Source organism: Myxococcus sp. AM011, assembly GCF_013372595.1.
Lineage (GTDB): Bacteria > Myxococcota > Myxococcia > Myxococcales > Myxococcaceae > Myxococcus > Myxococcus eversor.
The window spans coordinates 1-18274 of record NZ_JABXEM010000236.1 but is presented as its reverse complement, the minus strand read 5'-3'; the positions used below and the strand labels follow the sequence as shown (position 1 = coordinate 18274).

Sequence of the window (18274 nt, the reverse complement as noted above, 5' to 3'; positions counted from 1 at the left end):
GGGGAAACCATGCTCACGTCTCGGGGCCAGCGTACCTTGCTCCCGTCCTCCAGTGGAGGGTTGTGCCCTTGGGGCTTGCCCTGTTTTCCCAGGCTCCATATGCCGTGCCGACGCCGTCCCTCGCTTGGAGTCCGCATGTCCTCCCACCCTCCGTCGTCTGGTTCCTCCAACCGCCTGGCCCGGGAGCCGTCGCCGTACCTGCGTCAGCATGCCGGCAATCCCGTGGACTGGTTCGCCTGGGGGGACGAGGCGCTCGCGCGAGCCCGCGCGGAGGACAAGCCCATCCTGCTCTCCGTGGGCTACTCCGCGTGCCATTGGTGTCACGTGATGGCGCACGAGTCCTTCGAGTCGCCGGAGACGGCGCGGCTGATGAACGAGGGCTTCATCAACATCAAGGTGGACCGCGAGGAGCGGCCGGACCTGGACCAGATCTACCAGGGCGTGGTGCAGCTGTTGGGGCAGGGCGGGGGCTGGCCGCTCACGGTCTTCCTCACGCCGGACCTGAAGCCCTTCTACGGCGGCACCTACTTCCCGCCCGAGGACCGCTACGGCCGCCCCGGCTTCCCCCGGTTGCTGATGGCGCTGCGGGACACGTGGGAGAACAAGCGCGAGGAGGTGAAGCGGCAGGCCGAGCAGTTCGAGGAGGGGCTGGGCGAGCTGGCCGCGTATGGCCTGGATGCGGCGCCCGGCGTGTTGACGGCGGCGGACGTGGTGGCGATGGGCAAGCGCATGGTGCAGCAGGTGGACCTGGTGCATGGCGGCTTCGGCGGCGCGCCCAAGTTCCCCAACCCGATGAACTTCTCCCTGCTGCTGCGCGCATGGAGACGCGGAGGCGGCGCGCCGCTGCGGGACGCGGTGTTCCTCACGTTGGAGCGCATGGCGCTGGGTGGCATCTATGACCAGCTCGGCGGCGGGTTCCATCGCTACTCGGTGGACGCGCGTTGGTTGGTGCCGCACTTCGAGAAGATGCTCTACGACAACGCGCAGCTCGTGCACCTGTACGCGGAGGCACAGCAGGTGGAGCCTCGGCCGCTGTGGCGCAAGGTGGTGGAGGAGTCGGTGGAGTACGTGCGCCGCGAGATGACGGACTCAGGCGGCGGCTTCTATGCGGCACAGGACGCGGACAGCGAAGGGGAGGAGGGGAAGTTCTTCGTGTGGCGCCCGGAGGAGCTCCAGGCGGTGCTGTCCCCGGAGCGCGCGGAGCTGGTGACGCGCCACTTCCGCGTCACGTCGCAGGGCAACTTCGAGCACGGCGCCACGGTGCTGGAAGTCGTGGTTCCGGGGGAGTTGCTGGCGCGCGAGCGGGGACTTCCAGTGGAGGAGGTGGAGCGCGAGCTGGCGGAGGCGCGTCGGGCGATGTTCCTGGCGCGCGAGCAGCGGGTGAAGCCGGGCCGCGACGACAAGATTCTGGCGGGCTGGAACGGGTTGATGATTCGCGGGCTGGCGCTCGCCGCGCGAGTCTTCGAGCGTCCGGACTGGACGAAGCTCGCGGTGTCCGCCGCGGACTTCGTGCTGGCGAAGATGTGGGACGGGACGCGGCTGGCGCGCTCGTACCAGGAGGGCGAGGCGCGCATCGATGGCTTCCTGGAGGACTACGGTGACCTGGCCTCGGGGCTCACCGCGCTCTATCAGGCCACGTTCGACGTGAAGTACCTGGAGGCGGCCGAGGCGCTGGTGAAGCGCGCGGTGGAGCTGTTCTGGGACGAGGAGAAGCGGGCGTATTTCACCGCGCCTCGCGGCCAGAAGGACCTGGTGGTGGCGACGTATGGCCTGTTCGACAACGCGTTTCCGTCTGGCGCGTCCACGCTGACGGAGGCGCAGGTGGCGCTGGCCGCGCTCACGGGGAACGAGCGACACCTGGAGCTGCCGGCGAAGTACGTGGGGAAGATGCGCGAGGGACTGGTGGCCAATGCGATGGGCTATGGCTACCTGGGGCTCGCGGCGGACTCGTTGCTGGACGGCGCGGCGGGCGTGACGTTCGCTGGCTCGCGCGACGCGGTGGCGCCGCTCTTGAGCGCGGCGAACCTCGTCTACGCACCGACCTTCGCCTTCGGCTGGAAGGAGGAGGGCACGGCCGCGCCCGCGCTGCTCAAGGAACTGTTCGAGGGGCGCGAGCCGGTGGGCGGGCAGGGGGCGGCGTACCTGTGCCGGGGCTTCGCCTGCGAGCGACCCCGGACAGACGCGAAGGAACTGGCCGAGCGACTGACGGAGATGCCACCGGTCGCGTGAGCATTGCGTACCTGAGTCAGGCGCGAACTCCACGCGCGGGCTCGCGAGCCACGTCGCAGGCACTGGCGTGGCCGCGCCTCGTGAGGCGGTCCGCAGTGCCTCGGCGGGCGCGGGCCAATGAGGCCCGCGTGCTTCCTCAAGGGCCTTCGGTCCGAGGACTACTTGACCTCGGTCACCTTCAACGTGCCGATGAGGGGCGTGATTTCGGCGTTCCCCTCGTAGCCGAAGGCGAAGTGAGTGGCGTCCGCGACGGGCTGGTTGAACGTCGGGTCCAACTGCGTCCACTCACCCACGAACGCCTCCACCCACTCGTGCCAGTAGAGCGCGGGCACGCCGTCCTGGTTCACCATGTAGATGACGCCGTCCACGCGCCGAGCGGGGATGCCCGCCGCGCGCAGGAGCGCCACCGACAACAGCGAGTGCTCCGTGCAGTCCCCGCGCTTCTGGCGCAGCACATCCGTGGCCCGGTCCGCGCTGGCCCCGTAGTCCTTCTCCAGATGCGTGGCCACCCACGTGTTCACCTTCTGCGCCGCGCGGTACGCGTCCTTCTCGTCACCGACAATCTTCTTCGATTGCTCGCGGATGGCCGGGGCGTCGCTCTCCACGATGAGGTCGGACTTGAGGTTCTTCCCACCCTCCGGGTCCGCCACGGGACGCGGCTTGCGCGCCGCCGCCGAGGGCGCCGCGGCCTGCAACGTCACGTCCACGCTGCCATCCGGCCGCGCGGCGAACTTCTGGCGGTATGTCTCCACGCGGAACTTCTCCGGCAGCCCCGTCACCACCAGCTTCACGCTCCCGGGCACCGCCCGCGCGGACTCCGGCAGAGGCTTGGGCAGCACCACGCGGGTGAGGCCGAACACCTCCACCAGGTCCATGCGCTTGGCGACGGCCTCCGTCTCCTTGCGCGCCTGCATCGTCTGGCCGAAGTCCACCAGCACCATCTCCCCGCGCTGGGTGACGTAGGAGACCACCGGCACCTTCTCCTTCTGCGAGATGCTGCTGGCCTTGCCCAGCTTCACCTTCACGCCGTTCACCGTCCGCTGCTCGGCGGGCTCCACGGTGGTCGTGAGGCCGTACGTCTCCAGGTCCATGCCATCCAGCACGAAGCCGTCCACCTTCGCCTTGCGAGCCAGCGCCACGCGCGCCTGGTCCACGTCCTCGACGCGCTCCTTCGTCGCGGGCAGCACGGGCAGCACCTCGTCCGCGTGGCCCAGGCGCTTGCGCACCACGCTCATTCCGCCCTCCGGCGTGGTGGCTCCCTCCAGCGTCTGGTCTCCACCGTCGCCCCGCTGCACCACGCTGAACGACAGCAGCCGGCCGCCGGGCTTCGCCTCGTAGATGCGCTCCTCGCGGTGGTTGCGCTCCGACAGGCGCGTCCCCACGAGGGCCTTGAACACGAGCTGGTTGATGCTCTTCACCCGCGCGGGCTCGCCGGGCATCACCACCAGGTCCGTGAAGAGCCAGCCCACCTTCTTGTCCATGAGGTACAGGCCGAAGAACTCCCCCCCTTGAGGGCGAGGAGCCTTCACCACGTCGGACATTTCGGTGGGAGCGGAGACGGCCTTGGTGGGCGCGGGAGCACCAGCCCAGGCGGCGGGGACGCCCGCCAGCAGGGCGCACAGGGACACGAGGGCCAGGGACATCGGTCGGGGCGTGCGAGTCATCACGCCCCTTCTAACGGGGGAGGCGGTCAAAGTCTTCAACCGCCCCACACCCCGTGCGGTGGCCTACAGCCGCTTGGTGAGGATGATGAGGTCGTCCCCCACCTTGTAGAAGTCGCGGATGCGCGCTTCCTCGCCGTACTTCATGGACGCGTAGAAGCCGCGCGTGGGCCCGTAGGCCTCCGTGGCGCTCGTCTCCACGCGGATGAGCCGGCCATTGCGCCGACGCAACTCTCCCTCCATCGCGGACACCAGCGCCGCGCCCACACCCTGACCGCGCACCTCCGGAGAGGACGCAATCCAGTACAGGTCATAGCTGTCCTCCGTCATCGGCGTGGGGCCGTAACAGATGTAGCCGACCAGCTGGCCGTCCCGGTCCGCGACGAAGATGGCGTAGTCCGCGTTGTCCGGCGTGAGCGCGATGCCGACCAGCTCGATGGCGACCTCAACCTCCTGCGGCGAGAAGGTTTCGATCTTTCGAATCAGCGCGGCGAGGGGCTCCCGGTCCTTTCCTTCGATGCGACGGATGTCCATGGGCTCTTTCGGAAGCGACCTCCACCAGTCGGGCGGCGAGGGCGGGATAGTCCAGGCCCGCGGCAGCCGCGGCCCTGGCGAACCCTGCTCCCGGATGGAGGTCGCAGTTGGGGTTGATGTCGATGACGTAAGGAACGCCCTCCGGAGACACCCGAAGGTCGACCCGTCCATAGTCCTGACAGTCGAGCGCTGCAAAGGCTTCCAGCGCGACCTGCACACAACGAGCTTCCAGCGCCGCATCCACCTGACACGGCCCGGCGGGCGTATCCCGGTACTCGGGAGAGCCCTCCTCCCACTTGGCGCTGTACGACACGATGTTCGGCCGGTCCTCGAAGGTCCGACCGAAGTGGATTTCAGTCAACGGCAGCGCGCGGCGCGGCTGGTTTCCCAACAGCGGCACGTAGATTTCGCGGCCGGGGATGAACTGCTCGACGAGCGCGGGCTGGTGGAACTCGCGCAGCACCGCCTCGCAGGCGCGCACCAGCGCGGCGCGCTCGTACACGACGGAGTCCTTCGTCACGCCCATGCTGGCGTCCTCGCGCGCGGGCTTGACGATGAGGGGCCAGGGCAGGTCCACCGCCAGCGCGTCCTCCAGTCGCTCCACCACGCGGAAGGCGGGCGTGGACACGCCGCGCGCCGCGAGCAGCTCCTTCGCCTTGGGCTTGTGCAGCGCGAGCCCGAGCGAGAGGGCGGACGAGCCGGTGTAGGCCAGGCCCAGCGCGTCCAGCAGGCAGGGGACCGCCATCTCTCCCCGGCTGTCGGCGGCGAGCGACTCGCACAGGTTGACGACGAGGTCCGGCTGCCGCCTTCGCAGGATGTCCACGAAGTCCAGCCGGTCACCCTCGATGGCCAGTGGCTCGGCGACGGTATCGCCGTGGGTGAGGGCTTCGGAGAGCGCGGCGGCGACCCGCACCACGTCCTCTCGGGCCTCCCGTCCCGGGTCATCCTGGAGGAGCTCGTGGTCGCGGTTGTGCAGCAGAATGAGGTGCATTCGGAGGTGCCGGGAGGGTTAGCACGTCCCCCGTTCCGAGCCCAGTCCACAGGTGACGGTTGGTTACCTCCTGGGCTACCTCCCGGAAGGGCTTGCAGTACGGTGGACTACCTCCGATAGGGGTATCCAGGAGTATGGAAAGGGCACCATGCGCATCCGCGACCCCATCCACGGCACCATCCCGGTGAGCGAGTCGGAGAAGGCCGTCATCGACAGCCGCCACTATCAGCGGCTGCGTTATGTGCGGCAGCTCGGCTTTGGAGACCTGGCCTTCCCCGGGGCCACTCACACCCGGCACATCCACTCCCTGGGCGCCATGCACGTCGCCTCGCGGGTGTTCGGCGCGGTGGCCTCCCGCTCGTCGCTCCCCGAGGACGTGCGAGAGCGCTTCTGCACCGCGGTGCGTCTGGCCGTCCTCTGCCATGACCTGGGCCACATGCCGCTGTCGCATGCCTCCGAGCGCATCGCCCCGAAGCGTTCCCTGCTGCGCCTGCCCGGCTGGCTGGACTCAGTGGCGGAGGGGGAGCAGGCCACCCACGAGGACTACACGGCGAAAATCCTGCTCGACAGCTCGCTGACGCCCATCATCGAACGCGAGTTCGGGGCGCGGGACATCACCCCCATGGCGGCGGTGGCGCTGATTACGGGAGCCCGTCCGCCCAAGGACCCGGGCTTCACGTGGGACGGGGTGGATTGGACGCCGCTCTTGCGCGCCATCGTCTCCGGCGAGCTGGACGCGGACCGCATGGACTACCTGCTGCGCGACTCCTTCTACACGGGGGTCAACTACGGCCGGTACGACATGGATTGGATCATCGGCAACCTGAACCCGGCGGTGAAGGACGGGCGGGCCTATCTGGCGCTGAGCCGGGCGGCGGCGTTCGCCTTCGAGGACTTCCTCCTCAGCCGCTACCACATGTTCGTCTCGGTCTACCTGCACCACACGTCGGTGAGCTTCGACTACATGCTGCGGCGCTACTACGAGGAGTCACCCGGCGAGTTCGAGATTCCGTCGGACCCGGAGGCCTTCCTGCTCTGTGACGACTCGGCGCTCTGGTACACGCTGCGCCGCTCCCGCAACAAGTGGGCGCAGCGCATCATCACCCGTCAGGGCTTCAAGCTGCTGGCGCAGTTCACGGAGCGGGATGCCGGGTATGACCTGGACGTGCTGCGCAGCGCCCTCGTCTCGTCGGGCTTCGAGCACTACGTCGTGGAGTCGGTGAACGTCCTCAGCAAGTACGCCTCCGGCCCGACGGGCCCGGGGCCGAGCCTCTTCATCATCGACGCGTCCACCGGACGGTTGACGGAGGTGGCGCGCTACACCGCGCTGTACCAGCGCTACAGTGGAGCGGTCCGTCTCACGCGCTTGTTCGTGCGGCCGGACCAGTCGGAAGCAGCGCACGAGCTGATGGGCCAGCTCCTCGGTCAGGCGGTGCAATCATGAGTGAGCGTCTTCCCGGCCTGGGCCTCGGCCTGGACCTGAGTCATGTCCCCGCCGAGCCCCGTGCCTCCGCGGTGGCGCTGCTGTATCGCCGCGTGGGCCCCGGAGTGGAGGTCTACTGGGTGAAGCGCGGCAAGGCGCTGAAGTTCGCGGGCGGCTTCTACGCGTTTCCCGGGGGCAAGCTGGACGCGGCGGACGCGGACGTCCCGGTGCGGGGCGCCAGTGGAGAAGAGGCCGCGCTGCGCTCGGCCGCCGCGCGCGAGCTGTTCGAGGAGGCAGGTGTGCTGGTGGCAGAGGGCGCCGAGTTGCTCTCGCAAGAGAAGCACGACGTCCTGCGCAAGGCGCTGCTGGCGGGGCAGCGCGGCTGGGGTGAGCTGCTCCAGGCCGAGGGCCTGACGTTGCGCGCCGACGACTTCCGCGCCGCGGGGCGGTGGATTACCCCTCATGCGGTGCCGGTGCGCTTCGACACGCACTTCTACCTGGTGGAGCTGCCGCCGCACGCGCGCACGGAGCTGTGGCCCGGAGAGCTTTCGGAGGGCGCGTGGGTGTCGCCCTCGCTGGCGCTGGGGCGCTGGAATGACGGCACCGCGCTGCTGCACCCGCCGGCGGTGCATGCGCTCCAGGTCCTGGGCACGTTCACCGACGAGGCGGACGCGAGGGCACGGCTCACGACGCCGCCGTATTGCCCGGGCTACATCGCCCAGCGCATCGAGTTCCAGCAGGGCGTGCGCGTGGTCGCGCTGGAGACGCCCACGCTGCCTCCGGCCACTCACACCAATGCGTACGTGTTGGGCAACGGCGAGCTGCTGCTGGTGGACCCCGGCTCCGGCGACGTGAAGCAGTACGCGAAGCTCCTGTCGCTGGTGTCGAGCCTCAAGGCGGACGGGCTCAAGCCGGTGGCGGTGGTGCTGACGCATCACCACGGCGACCACGTGGGCGGCGCGCGCGCGGTGAAGGAGCGGCTGGGCATTCCGCTCTGGTGCCATGCGAAGACGGCGGAGTGGCTGGACTTCCCCGTCGACCGGCTGCTGGAGGACGGCGAGGTGTTGGAGCTGGCGGGTGAGGTGCCCCAGCGCTGGCGGGTGCTGCACACGCCCGGACATGCGCGGGGCCACATCTGCCTCGTGGACGAGCGCAGCCGCGCGGCGGTGGTGGGAGACATGGTGGCCGGCGTGGGCTCCATCGTCATCGACCCGCCCGAGGGCAACATGCGCGACTACCTGACGCAGCTCGCCCGGCTGCGCGACTGGCCCGTGGGCACGCTGTATCCCGCGCATGGCCAGCCGCTGCCGGACGGGCCGGCGAAGCTCCAGGAGTATCTGAACCACCGCGCCCAGCGCGAGGCGCTCATCCTCGCGGCGGTGCCTCCCGACGGAATCACCCTGGCCCGGTTGGTGGAGCGGGCCTATGCGGACACGCCGCCGTTGATGCACCCGGTGGCGGAGCGCAGCGCGCTGGCCACGCTGGAGAAGCTGGTGGCCGAAGGCCGCGTGCGCGAGGAGTCGCTGCAGTACTTCCGTCTGGAGACTTGAGCCGCCGGAGGGGCGGCTTTCAGAACCGCCCCATCAGGCCCAATCGGGGACCGTGTTCGGTCATCCCCGCGACGGGCAGCAGCCGCACGCCGGAGTCGTGCTGTGTCTTCGCGGGCGGCGTCACCGGGCGCTGCGACTGGTGGGACAGCTCGTAGCCCGTGGTGGCGCCCGCGACGGGGAGCAGCAGCAGTAGCGCGGCGAGCGCCTTGTCGTTGTCGTCGGCGCCGAGGATGAGCGAGCCCAGCAGCGCGCCACCCCAGCCCACCAGGCTTCCTCCGATGGTGGCGAGCAGCGTGCCCTTGCCGTCCATGAGCCGGCCGCCCGCCCACGTGCCGGCGGGAATCCCGATGACGACGCCGGTGAGGCCGCCCACGAGCGAGACGACCTGGCACTCGTCGCAGCCCACCGTGGGCGCGCCGAGCAGGTAGCCCACCAGCAGCCCCACTGCGCCCCCCGCGATTCCGCCCGCGGCTCCTCCCACGAGCTCCACCGCGACGCGGGGCACCGGATCTTCCACGGCGGCCTTGCGGCTCGGTTTGGCTGCTTCGGTGACTTCAGGACCGGACGTCGCGGTGGGGGGGGCCTGGGCCTCGCCCGTGCCCTCGTCATCGTCACGCGACGTGCTGTCTCCGGGCGAGACGGGGACGAGCGGGGGAGGTGTCAGCTCGGGAGCGGGGCGCTGGGCCGGCTCGTCCTCGGGGACTCGCTGGCCCCAGGCGGAGCCCGTGCTCGACAGGAGCAGGACGGCCAGCCAGGCGGAGAGCGCGCGCGAAAACCTCACCCCCCCAAGCTACCGCAAGGCCGGGGGTGTCGTCGCGTCAACTGGCGGACATCTCGGTCACACGGCTGGCGCGGGCCCGGCGACGCAGCACCACCAGGGCGAGCGGCGCGGCGGCCAGCAGCAACTGAGGCAGCAAGGAGACGACGTCCGGGTAGATGCCCAACAGGTCCACGGTGAAGAAGCGCACCGGCACCAGCGGCAACGCGCCCACCTCCTGCAGCGAGTGCAGGCCCTTGCCCAGCAGCATCACCGCCGTGACGACGAGGACCCCGGTGGACACGTTGAACAGCGTCTTCATGGGCAGCCGGAAGCCCAGTCGGTTGATGAAGAGGACGAGGATGCCGAGCCCCACCGCGCCCACCAGCGCGCCCCAGGCCACGCCCGCGGGCGAGTCCAGCGCCAGGCCCTGGAGGAAGATGGCCGTCTCGAAGCTCTCGCGCAGCACGGCGGTGAAGGCGATGAGGAACAGGCCCACCATGCTGCCCCGGCCGAGCGCGCCCTGCATCTTCTCGCGCAGCTCCCCCATGAACTGGCTGATGTTGGAGCGCGCGTTGAGCCACATCGCCGCGTAGATGAGCATGCCCACCGCCGCGAGCGCCGCGACGCCTTCCAGCCACTCGCGCTGCGCGCCGGCCAGCAGGTGTCGGCCGAGCACGTAGGCTCCAACGCCCACCACCAGCGCGGACATCCAGCCGGCGTGCACCACGCGCACGTGCTCGGTGGCCTTCATCTTCTTCAGGGCCGCCAGCAGCGCCGCGACGATGATGCTGGCCTCGAAGCCCTCGCGCAGGAGGATGAGCACGGTGAGCCACAGCGTGGACATCAGGTCCGCCGTGCTGCCGCTGTCCCGACGCGCCTGGTCCAACAGAGACACCAGCTCCCGGCCCTCGTCCTGGAGGTGCGGACTGCCGTTCTCCGCCGCGAGCCGAGCGTTGAGGAAGCCCTGCTCCAGCTTGAGCACCAGCGCGGAGTCGCGCGAGCTGAGCTTGGGCTCCACCGGCTCCAGGCCGTTGAGGTACGCATCCAGCAACGCCGCCTTCGCTCCCGCCGCGTTGCCCGAGGCGCCCTGCCGCATCGCCTCCTGGACCCCTTCGCGGGCAATCATCAGCGAGCGCTCCTCGTCCACCCGCGGCAGCTCGCGACGCAGGCACGCGAGGTGCTCCGCGCCGAACGACTTCACCAGGTCGTCATCCGTGGTGTTCGCCAGGCGCTCCAGCGACGCGCGCGGAGGAGCGCCCTCGCACGGCGGCTGGCGCAGCGTGAAGACGAAGAAGGCGAGCGACCATCGCTCGTCCTCGCTCAGCGTGGGATAGGCCGGCATCGCGGTGCCCGGCACGCCGAAGCTGGTGGTGTTGAACGCCTTGTAGGGCGTGAGTCCGCCCATCAGCTCCGCGTCGCGGAAGTTGGCGGGCGCGGGCTCCATGGTCGCTGAGATGGGCAGGTTGGCGCTGCCGTCCGCGCCGTGGCAGGCCGCGCAGTTCGTCTGGAAGAGCTTCTCGCCGAGCTTCAGGTCCGGCGGGTGACGCGGGCTGCGCGCCAGGCCTCCGGCGAGCACCAGGTCCTCCACCAGCGCGCCGCAGTCCCGACTCACGCCCTCCGCGTCGCGCGACTGGTCCACGCGCGCCTGGATGGCCTTCACTCGCGGGACGAAGACCTCCGCCGCCGCGCCCAGACCCTGGGCCGCGTCCACCGCCTCGGCCGCGAAGCTCTTCTGCTCCGTCAGCTCGAACTGCGACTGGGACTCGATGGCGGCCGGATAGTCCGCCTCCAGGTACTGGAGGATTCCCACCAGCCGGTGCCACGTCCGCTCCTCCGCGCCTGGTTCGCTGGCCTCGGCCGAAAGAGGCACCGCGAGCATGAGGCACAAGGCGACGGAGACCACACGAGTCATGGCCTCCGTCTACCAGCGGGGGAGAAGTGTTTCAATTTTGCGAATCAATATCGAAATCAGCGTTTCAAACCCGTGAAGAGAGGGTGGCGACGGTGGTGGCGTTGACGGGGCCTGTCCACTGCTCGACTTCCAGGGACTGGATGCGCAGGCGGGCGAGGCGCCAGTCCCCTCCTCGCAGGTGGCCGACGGCGAAGGCGCCGATGGAGAGTGCGCCGATGGCGACGGCCCCGAGGGAGAGGGCCCCCATCGCGGTGGCGCCCAGGGCGTGGGCTCCGACGGCGAGCGCGCGCAGGGCCCGCGCGCGCGGAGGTCGCCTCCGGACTTGCCGGGCTTCGAGATGTCGGGAGAGGCGGGCCAGCGTGAGGGTGTTGGCGACGGCGAGCCCGGCGGCACCGGCCAGCGTCGCGGTGCGCAGCGAACGGGCCATGAGGTGCTGGGGCTGGAGCGGGAAGGTGAGGGTGGTCCACATGCCGTTCGAGGTGCGCACGGCATGGCTCGAGAGCTACCTGCCAGCGCACGGTGCGCCGCCCGGCGGGCGAGCGACGCGAAAGGCGTGGGGCTCAGCGCTCGTAGGTGAGGAAGGCGTGGGGAGGCTCGGCCTCCGGGTGCTGCTCCTGCTCGACGAGCTTCCAGCCGGACAGGTCGACCTCCGGAAAGAAGATGTCGCCCGGGTAGTCGCGAGCGATTCGCGTGAGGTACAGGCGCTCGACGCGGTCCATCGTCTGGGCGTAGAGGTCCGCGCCTCCGGCGATGAACACCTCGTCGTCGCCTCGGCCTTCCGCTTGCTGGAGTGCCTGCTCCACGGAGTGGACCACCGTCACGCCTTCGGGCGCGAAGTCCCGCTGGCGCGTGACGACGATGAAGGCGCGGCCGGGCAGGGGGCGGCCGATGGACTCATACGTCTTGCGGCCCATGATGAGCGTGTGGCCCATGGTGAGTCGCTTGAAGCGCGCGAGGTCCGCGGGCAGACGCCACGGGAGCTGGTTGTGGGCGCCGATGACTCGGTTAGCTGCCAGGGCGACGATGGCCGACAGCTTCATACGGCGACCGGGGCCTTGATGGCGGGGTGGGGCTCGTAGCCTTCGACCTGGATGTCCTCGTACTTGAAGGAGAACAAGTCCTTCACGTCCGGGTTGAGGCGCAGGCGCGGCAGCGGCCGGGGCGCGCGGGAGAGCTGCTCCTGGGCCTGCTCGACGTGGTTGAGGTACAGGTGCGCGTCGCCCATCGTGTGGATGAACTCGTGCGCTTCCAGGCCCGTCACCTGCGCCACCATCATCGTCAAGAGTGCGTACGAGGCGATGTTGAAGGGCAGCCCCAGGAAGAGGTCCGCGCTGCGCTGGTAGAGCTGGCAGGACAGGCGCCCGTTGGCCACGTAGAACTGGAAGAGGACATGGCACGGCGGCAGCTTCATCTCCGGCAGGTCCGCCACGTTCCACGCGCTGATGAGGTGCCGACGCGAGTCGGGGTTCTTCTTCAGCCCGCCGACCAGGGCCTTCATCTGGTCGATGTGAGCGCCGTCCGGCGCGTTCCACGAGCGCCACTGGTGGCCGTAGACAGGGCCCAGCTCGCCCTGCGCGTTGGCCCACTCGTCCCAGATGGTGACGCCGTTCGCCTGGAGCGTGCGCACGTTGGTGTCCCCCGCGAGCATCCAGAGCAGCTCGTGGAAGATGGACTTCACGTGCAGCTTCTTCGTGGTGACCAGCGGGAAGCCTTGCGTCAGGTCGAACCGCAGTTGCGGGCCGAAGACACTGAGCGTGCCCGTGCCGGTGCGGTCACCCTTCTTCGTTCCGTGCTTGAGGACGTGGTCGAGCAGGTTCAGATAGGGCTGCATGGGGCCGAGGCGTGTACGTCGCCCTCGGGTAGGTGTTCAAGCAACAACGTGCCCGAAAGCCCGCCTCATGTCCGACAGCCACCTCGGGGCTGTCTCCGAGGGGGCACCGACGCGCCTTCTCATTGGACGTGTGGCGCGCCCCACCGGTACAAGCCGGAACCCATGAAGATCTACACCAAGACGGGTGACGCGGGAGAGACGGGCCTGTTCGGGGGCGGTCGTGTCGCGAAGGACGACGCCCGTGTGGACGCGTACGGCGAGGTGGATGAGCTCAACGCGACGCTCGGCCTCGCGCGAGCCGCCTCTCTGCCGCAGGAGCTGGACGCGATGCTGCATCGGCTCCAGGACCAGCTCTTCACGGTGGGCGCGGTGATGGCGACCCCGGCGGGCACGAAGGCGTCCGCGCACATCCCCGCGCTCAAGGCGGAGTGGGCGGCGGATATGGAGCACGCCATCGACCGCTTCGAGAGCGAGCTGCCGACGATGACCCACTTCATCCTGCCCGGAGGCACGCAGGGCGCCGCCGCGCTGCACCTGTCGCGCACCGTGTGCCGCCGGGCCGAGCGCCGCGCCGTCCCGCTGCTGCGCGATGGGACGATTCCCAAGGACGTGGTGGTCTTCCTCAACAGGCTCTCCGACCTGCTCTTCGTCATGGCTCGCGTGGCCAACCACCGCTCCAAGGTGGAAGACGTGAAGTGGATTCCGGAGAAGCCGTCCGCGAAGTAGCGCCCCCTGGTTTCTGTCGTGCTGCCCACCGCCCCTCTTCGCGACCTCGCCCGCTCCGTGGGCTTCGACCTCGTGGGCTTCGCTCGCGCGGAGCCCATTCCCCCCACCTTCATCATGGAGTGGCTGGAGGCGGGCTTCGCGGCGGACATGGACTGGATGGGCGAGCGGGTCGCCGAGCGGCTGGACGTCGACCGGTTGCTGCCGGGCGCCCGGACGGTCATCTCCTTCGTCAACAACTACTGGCGCGATGACGAGGTGTCGGTGGGTTCACCCATCGCCCGGTACGCGCGGGGGCGCGACTACCACTCCACGCTGCGCGACAGGATGAAGGCCTTCCGCAAGGCCGTCATCCGGATGTCCCCGGGCCTGGGGACATACGGGAGCGTGGACAGCGGGCCGCTGATGGAGAAGGTGTGGGCGGCGCGCGCGGGGCTGGGCTACGTGGGGAAGAACGGCTGTTTCATCACCGAGCCGTATGGCTCGTGGGTGCTGCTGGCCACGCTCATCCTCGATGCCGAGGTGGACGATTATGGGACGGGGCCCGCGGCGGACCGGTGTGGCGCGTGTCGCCGCTGTCTCATGTCCTGTCCCACGGGCGCGCTGGTGGGCAACGGCCGTGTGGACGCACGGGCGTGTCTGTCCTACCAGACCATCGAGAACCGCGAGCAGCAGGTGCCGGAGGCGTTCCGGCTCAAGTTCGACAACCTCATCTTCGGGTGCGACATCTGCCAGCAGGTGTGTCCGCTCAACCGGCGTCCCGTGTTCGCCGAGCACCCTCGCTTCGCGCCCCGCGCGGTGGCGGAGCTGGGCACGCTGGAATTGGCGGGGCTCACACCGACACAGTACGAGGAGCTCATCCCCGGTACAGCGTTGGCACGCGCCCGGTATGACGTGCTCCGCCGCAACGCGGTGTATGCGTTGGGCGTGGCCAGGCAGGCGGACTCGCGATACCTGCTCGAAAAGCTCTGCGGCGATTCGAGCGAATTGGTACGTACCGCCGCGCAATGGGCGCTCCTCAAGCTCGACCCCTGAACTCCCCTGACGATGCGTCGCCGCTTCGCGGGGTGTATGCCGCGTTGCTCATCCAGGTCGTCATCAGCGCGGGGACGTATCTCGCCGCGAAGCGGGCCATGACGGAGCTGCCGCCGCTCACCGTGGTGTTGTGGCGCTTCTTCTTGAGTGGGCTGGTGTTCCTGGTGCTGCTGCTGGTGCTGCCCGGGCCAAAGCTGCCGCCGCGCGATGCGTGGCGCCGCATCTTCATCCTGGGGCTGCTGGCGGGCCCGGTGAACCAGGTGTTCTTCTTCAGCGGGCTCTCGCGCTCCACCGCCGCGCACGGCGCGCTGCTCTATGCGCTCACGCCGCTGGGGGTGTATCTGTTGAGCCTCTGGCGCGGGCAGGAGCGCGCCTCCGCGCGGACGCTCGTGGGCATCGCCACCGCCTTCGTGGGCGTGGTGGTGCTGCTGCTGGGACGAGGGCTGGCGGATGCACGTGGCTCCATGCTGGGGGACGTGCTCATCCTCGGCGCGGTGCTGGCGTGGGTCGTCTACACGACGGAGGGAAAGCCCTTCGTCGCGGTCCACGGTCCGCTGCGCGCGACGGCGTGGTGCATGACGATGTCCACGGTGTTGATGCTGCCCTTCGCGCCGTTCGTGGCGAACACGGACATGTTGATGGCCGCGAGCACGACGGCGAAGGGCTGCATCGTCTACCTGGGGCTGCTGACGTCGGTGGTGGCGTACGTGCTCTGGTACTACGCACTGTCGAAGGTGTCGGCGTCGAAGGTGGCCATCTTCTCCAACCTCCAGCCCGCCGCGACGGCGCTCGCGGCCTGGCTGCTGCTGGACGAGGCCCTGCACTGGGAAATCGCGGTGGGTGGGGTGCTCGTCCTCGCGGGCGTGCGGCTCACCCAGACGGTGGTGGCCCGTGCTCCGCCGACGGCGCCCCTGCTTCCCGTGGCGGGGCGCCCGGCGACCTGAGTGGCTACCGCGGGTCCCACCCCGCGTTCACCGTCACCCGGTCCAATGCGCGCACCGTGACGTACGGGACGAAGCCGGCGGCCCGAGAGCGCGTGTACGCATCCGCGACGTGGGCGGACTGGACGGCGTAGTCGGTGGACAGCACCAGCTTGCCCGCGGCGCGCACCCGGGCGGCGTTGGCGCGATTCTCCGCGCACCAGCTCATGTCGCACGCGACGTCGTCGGACCAGTACATGTCCTCCATGCCCAGGCCGTCGATGGCGGGCAGATAGAGGGGGTCGTCGACGAGCTCCGGGGAGTTCTGCGGCACCACCTTGAAGGCCGGGTTGCGCGCCTTCGCGTACTGGCTGATGCGGGAGATGAGGGCCACCATCTTCCGCGCGAGGTCGGCGCGGTTGGTGCCCGCGGAGTTGGCGGGAATCTCCTCGTACGTCACCACCATGTCCAGGTAGCAGCCGGTGAAGCCCGCGGCGAGCGCGCGGTCCAGACGGCCCTGGACGATGGGCCACCAGCGCTCGTCCCAGTACTTCACGTACTGCTCGTCGGGCCAGCCATCCACGGGGCCCAGCTTCATGTCCGCGGGGACCTGGCTCCACTCGGGGCGGTACTCCTCGATGGCGCCAATCTCGAAGTAGGCGAGCACCTGCTTGCCCCGGGCCTTGAGCGCGGAAATCTCGGCGGCGGTGAAGTAGCCGCTCGAGCCGTCTCTCACCAGCTCGACGATGGCGAGGTCGAACTTCGAGGCGGCAATCACGTCGAGCTTGCCCTGGGGATAGTTGGTGAGCTGGTACGTGAAGCTGCTGACGCCCTCCCAGGGAACCGGCGTGCCCGCGTCCGTGGATGTGCCCGCGTCGGTGGGAGTTCCAGCGTCTGTCGAAGTGCCCGCGTCGTTGGAAGTGCCAGCGTCGTTGGGAGTGCCCGCGTCGTTGGAAGTGCCGGCGTCCGGTGCGGCGACCTGCACGCGCACCACCAGCAGGTCCAGCAGCGACGCATCCGCCGAGGACTCCGTGCGGTAGCGCAGCTTCACGGGGCCACCGGAGAAGAACCGCGCGGGGGAGGTGAGGGCCAGCGACGTCGCCGACCACTTCCACGACTGCGCGAAGGCGTTGTCGCCCACGATGACCCAGGCGCCCGTCGAGTAGTCCCAGGCCTCGAACAGCCAGCGCATCGCTGACTTCGTCGGGCCCCGGAAGTTCACGCCGATTTCAGCCGCGATGACGGTGTCCGAGCTCACGCCCGCGGGCAGCGGATAGGTGCACGTGGCGGAGCTGTTGGGGGCGAATTCGACGTACTCAGCCCAGCGGTCCTGCGTCCCAGACAGTGTCTGGGTGTGCAGGCCCTGGACGCCCTGGCCCGAGCCGATGGAGCCACGTGCGAGTTGGAGGGTGGTGCAGGTGAGGGTCTGCGCATCGGGGAGAATCGCACCGCGCCCGTCGTCGAGCGTGTCACGCGCACTGCTTCCACCACACGCGGCCAACAAGGCCAGACAGGTCCACGTCAACCACTTCACAGCGACTCGCATGCAACGTCTCCTCAGGGGTGTGGGAACGCGGCGGCCATTAACGCCGTGCGCGAGGAGTCAGCAACGCGAAGTGGCGACGAGCGCGTCGATGCGTGAAGGCTCGCGCTCTCCTGCTGGAACATTCGTTTCCGCCTGGATGACATGTGGTGCCCGGCCCGCGTCTGCGTACACTCGTCTGATGCTTCGCGCGGGTGAGGACCTGTTCCAGATGGAGGAGTTGCTATGGGTGCTGAACGCGCCCACGGGCAAGGGCATCTACGACTTCGGCTTCGACCGGTTCTTCGCCTGCCGTCGCCCGTATCAACTGCCCGACTCGCTGGATGTGGTGGCGCGCGTCGGCGTGTGGAACGACTACGCCGAGCGCTACCGCGAGCTGGCGGCGGAGGGCGTAAGGCTGGTGCACTCACCGGAGCAGCACCTGCTCGCGACGGAGCTGCCGCGCTGGTACCCCCGACTCACGGACCTCACACCGCGCAGCGTCTGGTACGACACGCGGCCGTCCGCGAAGACGGTGGAGGACATGCTCGGGTGGCCGGTCTTCGTGAAGGGCGAGCGACAGACGAGCCGCCACCGCAAGTCACTCTCCATCATCGAGGGGCCCGAGCAGTTCGAGCGCGCGATGGCGACCTATGCGACGGACCCCATCCTCCACTGGCAACGGGTGGTGTGTCGGGAGCTGCGCCCGCTGCGCCGCGTGGAGGAGGGCGCGCCGGACCGCATCCCCTCCTCATTCGAGTTCCGCACCTTCTGGTGGCGCGGTGAGCTGGTGGGGTGGGGGCCCTACTGGTGGCAGGGGTCGCCGTACACGATGAACGAGGTGGAGCAGCGCGAGGCGCTCGGCCTGGGGCGCGAGGTGGCGCGCCGGATGGACGTGCCCTTCCTCGTCGTGGACCTCGCGCAGGAGGTCTCCGGCCGCTGGATTGTCATCGAGTGCAACGACGGCCAGGAGAGCGGCTACGCCGGCATCTCACCCTTCGCGCTGTGGCGGAACATCCTGGAGTTGCAACGCGCGCGGTGAGGGGCCGAGGCGGAGGTCAGTCCCCGTTGGGGTCCCACTCGGAGATGTCCTTGTTCTTGGGCTCCGGGGGAACCGAGGGGCGCAGCGGGTTGGACGGCGGCGGCGTGGGCTTCTTCGTGGCCGCGACGGGAGCGGGTGGTG

General features: G+C 69.5%; 16 protein-coding genes. 7 read left to right on the top strand and 9 right to left on the bottom strand.

The features are described 5' to 3' along the window. The first annotated feature begins 135 nt into the window (after positions 1–135). The gene (locus tag HUW62_RS35965) at positions 136–2229 is read left to right on the top strand and encodes a thioredoxin domain-containing protein (RefSeq protein WP_176436997.1); all 2094 of its coding nucleotides are present in this window, start codon (positions 136–138) and stop codon (positions 2227–2229) included. Between the two features lie 158 nt (positions 2230–2387). Here the strand turns inward: HUW62_RS35965 and HUW62_RS35960 are convergent, their stop codons facing one another. From HUW62_RS35960 to HUW62_RS35950, 3 genes are all read right to left on the bottom strand, one after another. Further along, on the bottom strand, positions 2388–3893 hold the full coding sequence (locus HUW62_RS35960) for a transglutaminase family protein (RefSeq protein ID WP_176436996.1): 1506 nt from the start codon (positions 3891–3893) through the stop codon (positions 2388–2390). Between the two features lie 63 nt (positions 3894–3956). Further along, entirely contained in the window at positions 3957–4424 is a 468-nt protein-coding gene (locus HUW62_RS35955) for a GNAT family N-acetyltransferase (protein WP_163870147.1), read from the bottom strand. Continuing rightward, positions 4336–5415 carry an ATP-grasp domain-containing protein gene (locus HUW62_RS35950; RefSeq protein ID WP_163870148.1) on the bottom strand — a complete coding sequence of 360 codons (1080 nt, stop codon included), beginning with the start codon at positions 5413–5415 and terminating at the stop codon, positions 4336–4338. The genes HUW62_RS35955 and HUW62_RS35950 overlap by 89 nt, the downstream gene beginning before the upstream one ends. A gap of 148 nt (positions 5416–5563) precedes the next feature. Here HUW62_RS35950 and HUW62_RS35945 point away from each other — a divergent pair, with 148 nt between their 5' ends. Continuing rightward, the gene (locus HUW62_RS35945) at positions 5564–6859 is read left to right on the top strand and encodes an HD domain-containing protein (RefSeq protein WP_163870149.1); all 1296 of its coding nucleotides are present in this window, start codon (positions 5564–5566) and stop codon (positions 6857–6859) included. Next, the gene (locus HUW62_RS35940; protein WP_176436995.1) at positions 6856–8388 is read left to right on the top strand and encodes an MBL fold metallo-hydrolase; all 1533 of its coding nucleotides are present in this window, start codon (positions 6856–6858) and stop codon (positions 8386–8388) included. Before HUW62_RS35945 ends, HUW62_RS35940 begins: the two co-directional genes overlap by 4 nt. Positions 8389–8407: 19 nt before the next feature. Here HUW62_RS35940 and HUW62_RS35935 read toward each other — a convergent pair whose 3' ends face one another. From HUW62_RS35935 to HUW62_RS35915, 5 genes are all read right to left on the bottom strand, one after another. Continuing rightward, positions 8408–9169 carry a GlsB/YeaQ/YmgE family stress response membrane protein gene (locus HUW62_RS35935; protein ID WP_163870151.1) on the bottom strand — a complete coding sequence of 254 codons (762 nt, stop codon included), beginning with the start codon at positions 9167–9169 and terminating at the stop codon, positions 8408–8410. Positions 9170–9206: 37 nt separating this feature from the next. After that, positions 9207–11060, bottom strand: coding sequence for an FTR1 family protein (locus HUW62_RS35930; protein ID WP_176436994.1), 1854 nt, complete (start codon positions 11058–11060; stop codon positions 9207–9209). A 64-nt stretch (positions 11061–11124) separates the two neighbouring features. Further along, positions 11125–11547: a hypothetical protein gene (locus HUW62_RS35925; protein ID WP_368670563.1), complete on the bottom strand. Its 423-nt coding sequence runs from the start codon at positions 11545–11547 to the stop codon at positions 11125–11127. 73 nt (positions 11548–11620) lie between these two features. Next, positions 11621–12100 (bottom strand): dihydrofolate reductase, encoded by a 480-nt coding sequence (locus HUW62_RS35920; RefSeq protein WP_163870153.1) that lies wholly within the window; start codon positions 12098–12100, stop codon positions 11621–11623. After that, positions 12097–12891: a thymidylate synthase gene (locus HUW62_RS35915; RefSeq protein WP_163870154.1), complete on the bottom strand. Its 795-nt coding sequence runs from the start codon at positions 12889–12891 to the stop codon at positions 12097–12099. Before HUW62_RS35915 ends, HUW62_RS35920 begins: the two co-directional genes overlap by 4 nt. A gap of 162 nt (positions 12892–13053) precedes the next feature. Between HUW62_RS35915 and HUW62_RS35910 the strand changes: the two genes are divergently transcribed. The 3 genes from HUW62_RS35910 to HUW62_RS35900 are packed head-to-tail and all read left to right on the top strand — an operon-like array spanning position 13054 to position 15593. Continuing rightward, positions 13054–13617: a cob(I)yrinic acid a,c-diamide adenosyltransferase gene (locus HUW62_RS35910; protein WP_176436993.1), complete on the top strand. Its 564-nt coding sequence runs from the start codon at positions 13054–13056 to the stop codon at positions 13615–13617. An 18-nt stretch (positions 13618–13635) separates the two neighbouring features. Next, the gene (gene queG, locus HUW62_RS35905) at positions 13636–14649 is read left to right on the top strand and encodes a tRNA epoxyqueuosine(34) reductase QueG (protein ID WP_163870156.1); all 1014 of its coding nucleotides are present in this window, start codon (positions 13636–13638) and stop codon (positions 14647–14649) included. Beyond that, on the top strand, positions 14622–15593 hold the full coding sequence (locus HUW62_RS35900; RefSeq protein ID WP_163870157.1) for a DMT family transporter: 972 nt from the start codon (positions 14622–14624) through the stop codon (positions 15591–15593). The genes queG and HUW62_RS35900 overlap by 28 nt, the downstream gene beginning before the upstream one ends. 4 nt (positions 15594–15597) lie before the next feature. Here HUW62_RS35900 and HUW62_RS35895 read toward each other — a convergent pair whose 3' ends face one another. After that, entirely contained in the window at positions 15598–17115 is a 1518-nt protein-coding gene (locus HUW62_RS35895; protein WP_176436992.1) for an endo alpha-1,4 polygalactosaminidase, read from the bottom strand. A 178-nt stretch (positions 17116–17293) separates the two neighbouring features. Between HUW62_RS35895 and HUW62_RS35890 the strand changes: the two genes are divergently transcribed. Continuing rightward, the gene (locus HUW62_RS35890) at positions 17294–18133 is read left to right on the top strand and encodes an ATP-grasp domain-containing protein (RefSeq protein WP_176436991.1); all 840 of its coding nucleotides are present in this window, start codon (positions 17294–17296) and stop codon (positions 18131–18133) included. The last annotated feature ends 141 nt before the right edge of the window (positions 18134–18274 follow it).

Coding starts and splice junctions, on each gene's coding strand:
- HUW62_RS35940 (WP_176436995.1), top strand. CDS start 6,856: ATGAGTGAGCGTCTTCCCGGCCTGGGCCTCGGCCTGGACCTGAGTCAT.
- HUW62_RS35965 (WP_176436997.1), top strand. CDS start 136: ATGTCCTCCCACCCTCCGTCGTCTGGTTCCTCCAACCGCCTGGCCCGG.
- HUW62_RS35895 (WP_176436992.1), bottom strand. CDS start 17,115: ATGCGAGTCGCTGTGAAGTGGTTGACGTGGACCTGTCTGGCCTTGTTG.
- HUW62_RS35945 (WP_163870149.1), top strand. CDS start 5,564: ATGCGCATCCGCGACCCCATCCACGGCACCATCCCGGTGAGCGAGTCG.
- HUW62_RS35890 (WP_176436991.1), top strand. CDS start 17,294: ATGCTTCGCGCGGGTGAGGACCTGTTCCAGATGGAGGAGTTGCTATGG.
- HUW62_RS35930 (WP_176436994.1), bottom strand. CDS start 11,060: ATGACTCGTGTGGTCTCCGTCGCCTTGTGCCTCATGCTCGCGGTGCCT.
- HUW62_RS35950 (WP_163870148.1), bottom strand. CDS start 5,415: ATGCACCTCATTCTGCTGCACAACCGCGACCACGAGCTCCTCCAGGAT.
- HUW62_RS35920 (WP_163870153.1), bottom strand. CDS start 12,100: ATGAAGCTGTCGGCCATCGTCGCCCTGGCAGCTAACCGAGTCATCGGC.
- HUW62_RS35955 (WP_163870147.1), bottom strand. CDS start 4,424: ATGGACATCCGTCGCATCGAAGGAAAGGACCGGGAGCCCCTCGCCGCG.
- HUW62_RS35900 (WP_163870157.1), top strand. CDS start 14,622: ATGGGCGCTCCTCAAGCTCGACCCCTGAACTCCCCTGACGATGCGTCG.
- HUW62_RS35960 (WP_176436996.1), bottom strand. CDS start 3,893: ATGACTCGCACGCCCCGACCGATGTCCCTGGCCCTCGTGTCCCTGTGC.
- HUW62_RS35910 (WP_176436993.1), top strand. CDS start 13,054: ATGAAGATCTACACCAAGACGGGTGACGCGGGAGAGACGGGCCTGTTC.
- HUW62_RS35915 (WP_163870154.1), bottom strand. CDS start 12,891: ATGCAGCCCTATCTGAACCTGCTCGACCACGTCCTCAAGCACGGAACG.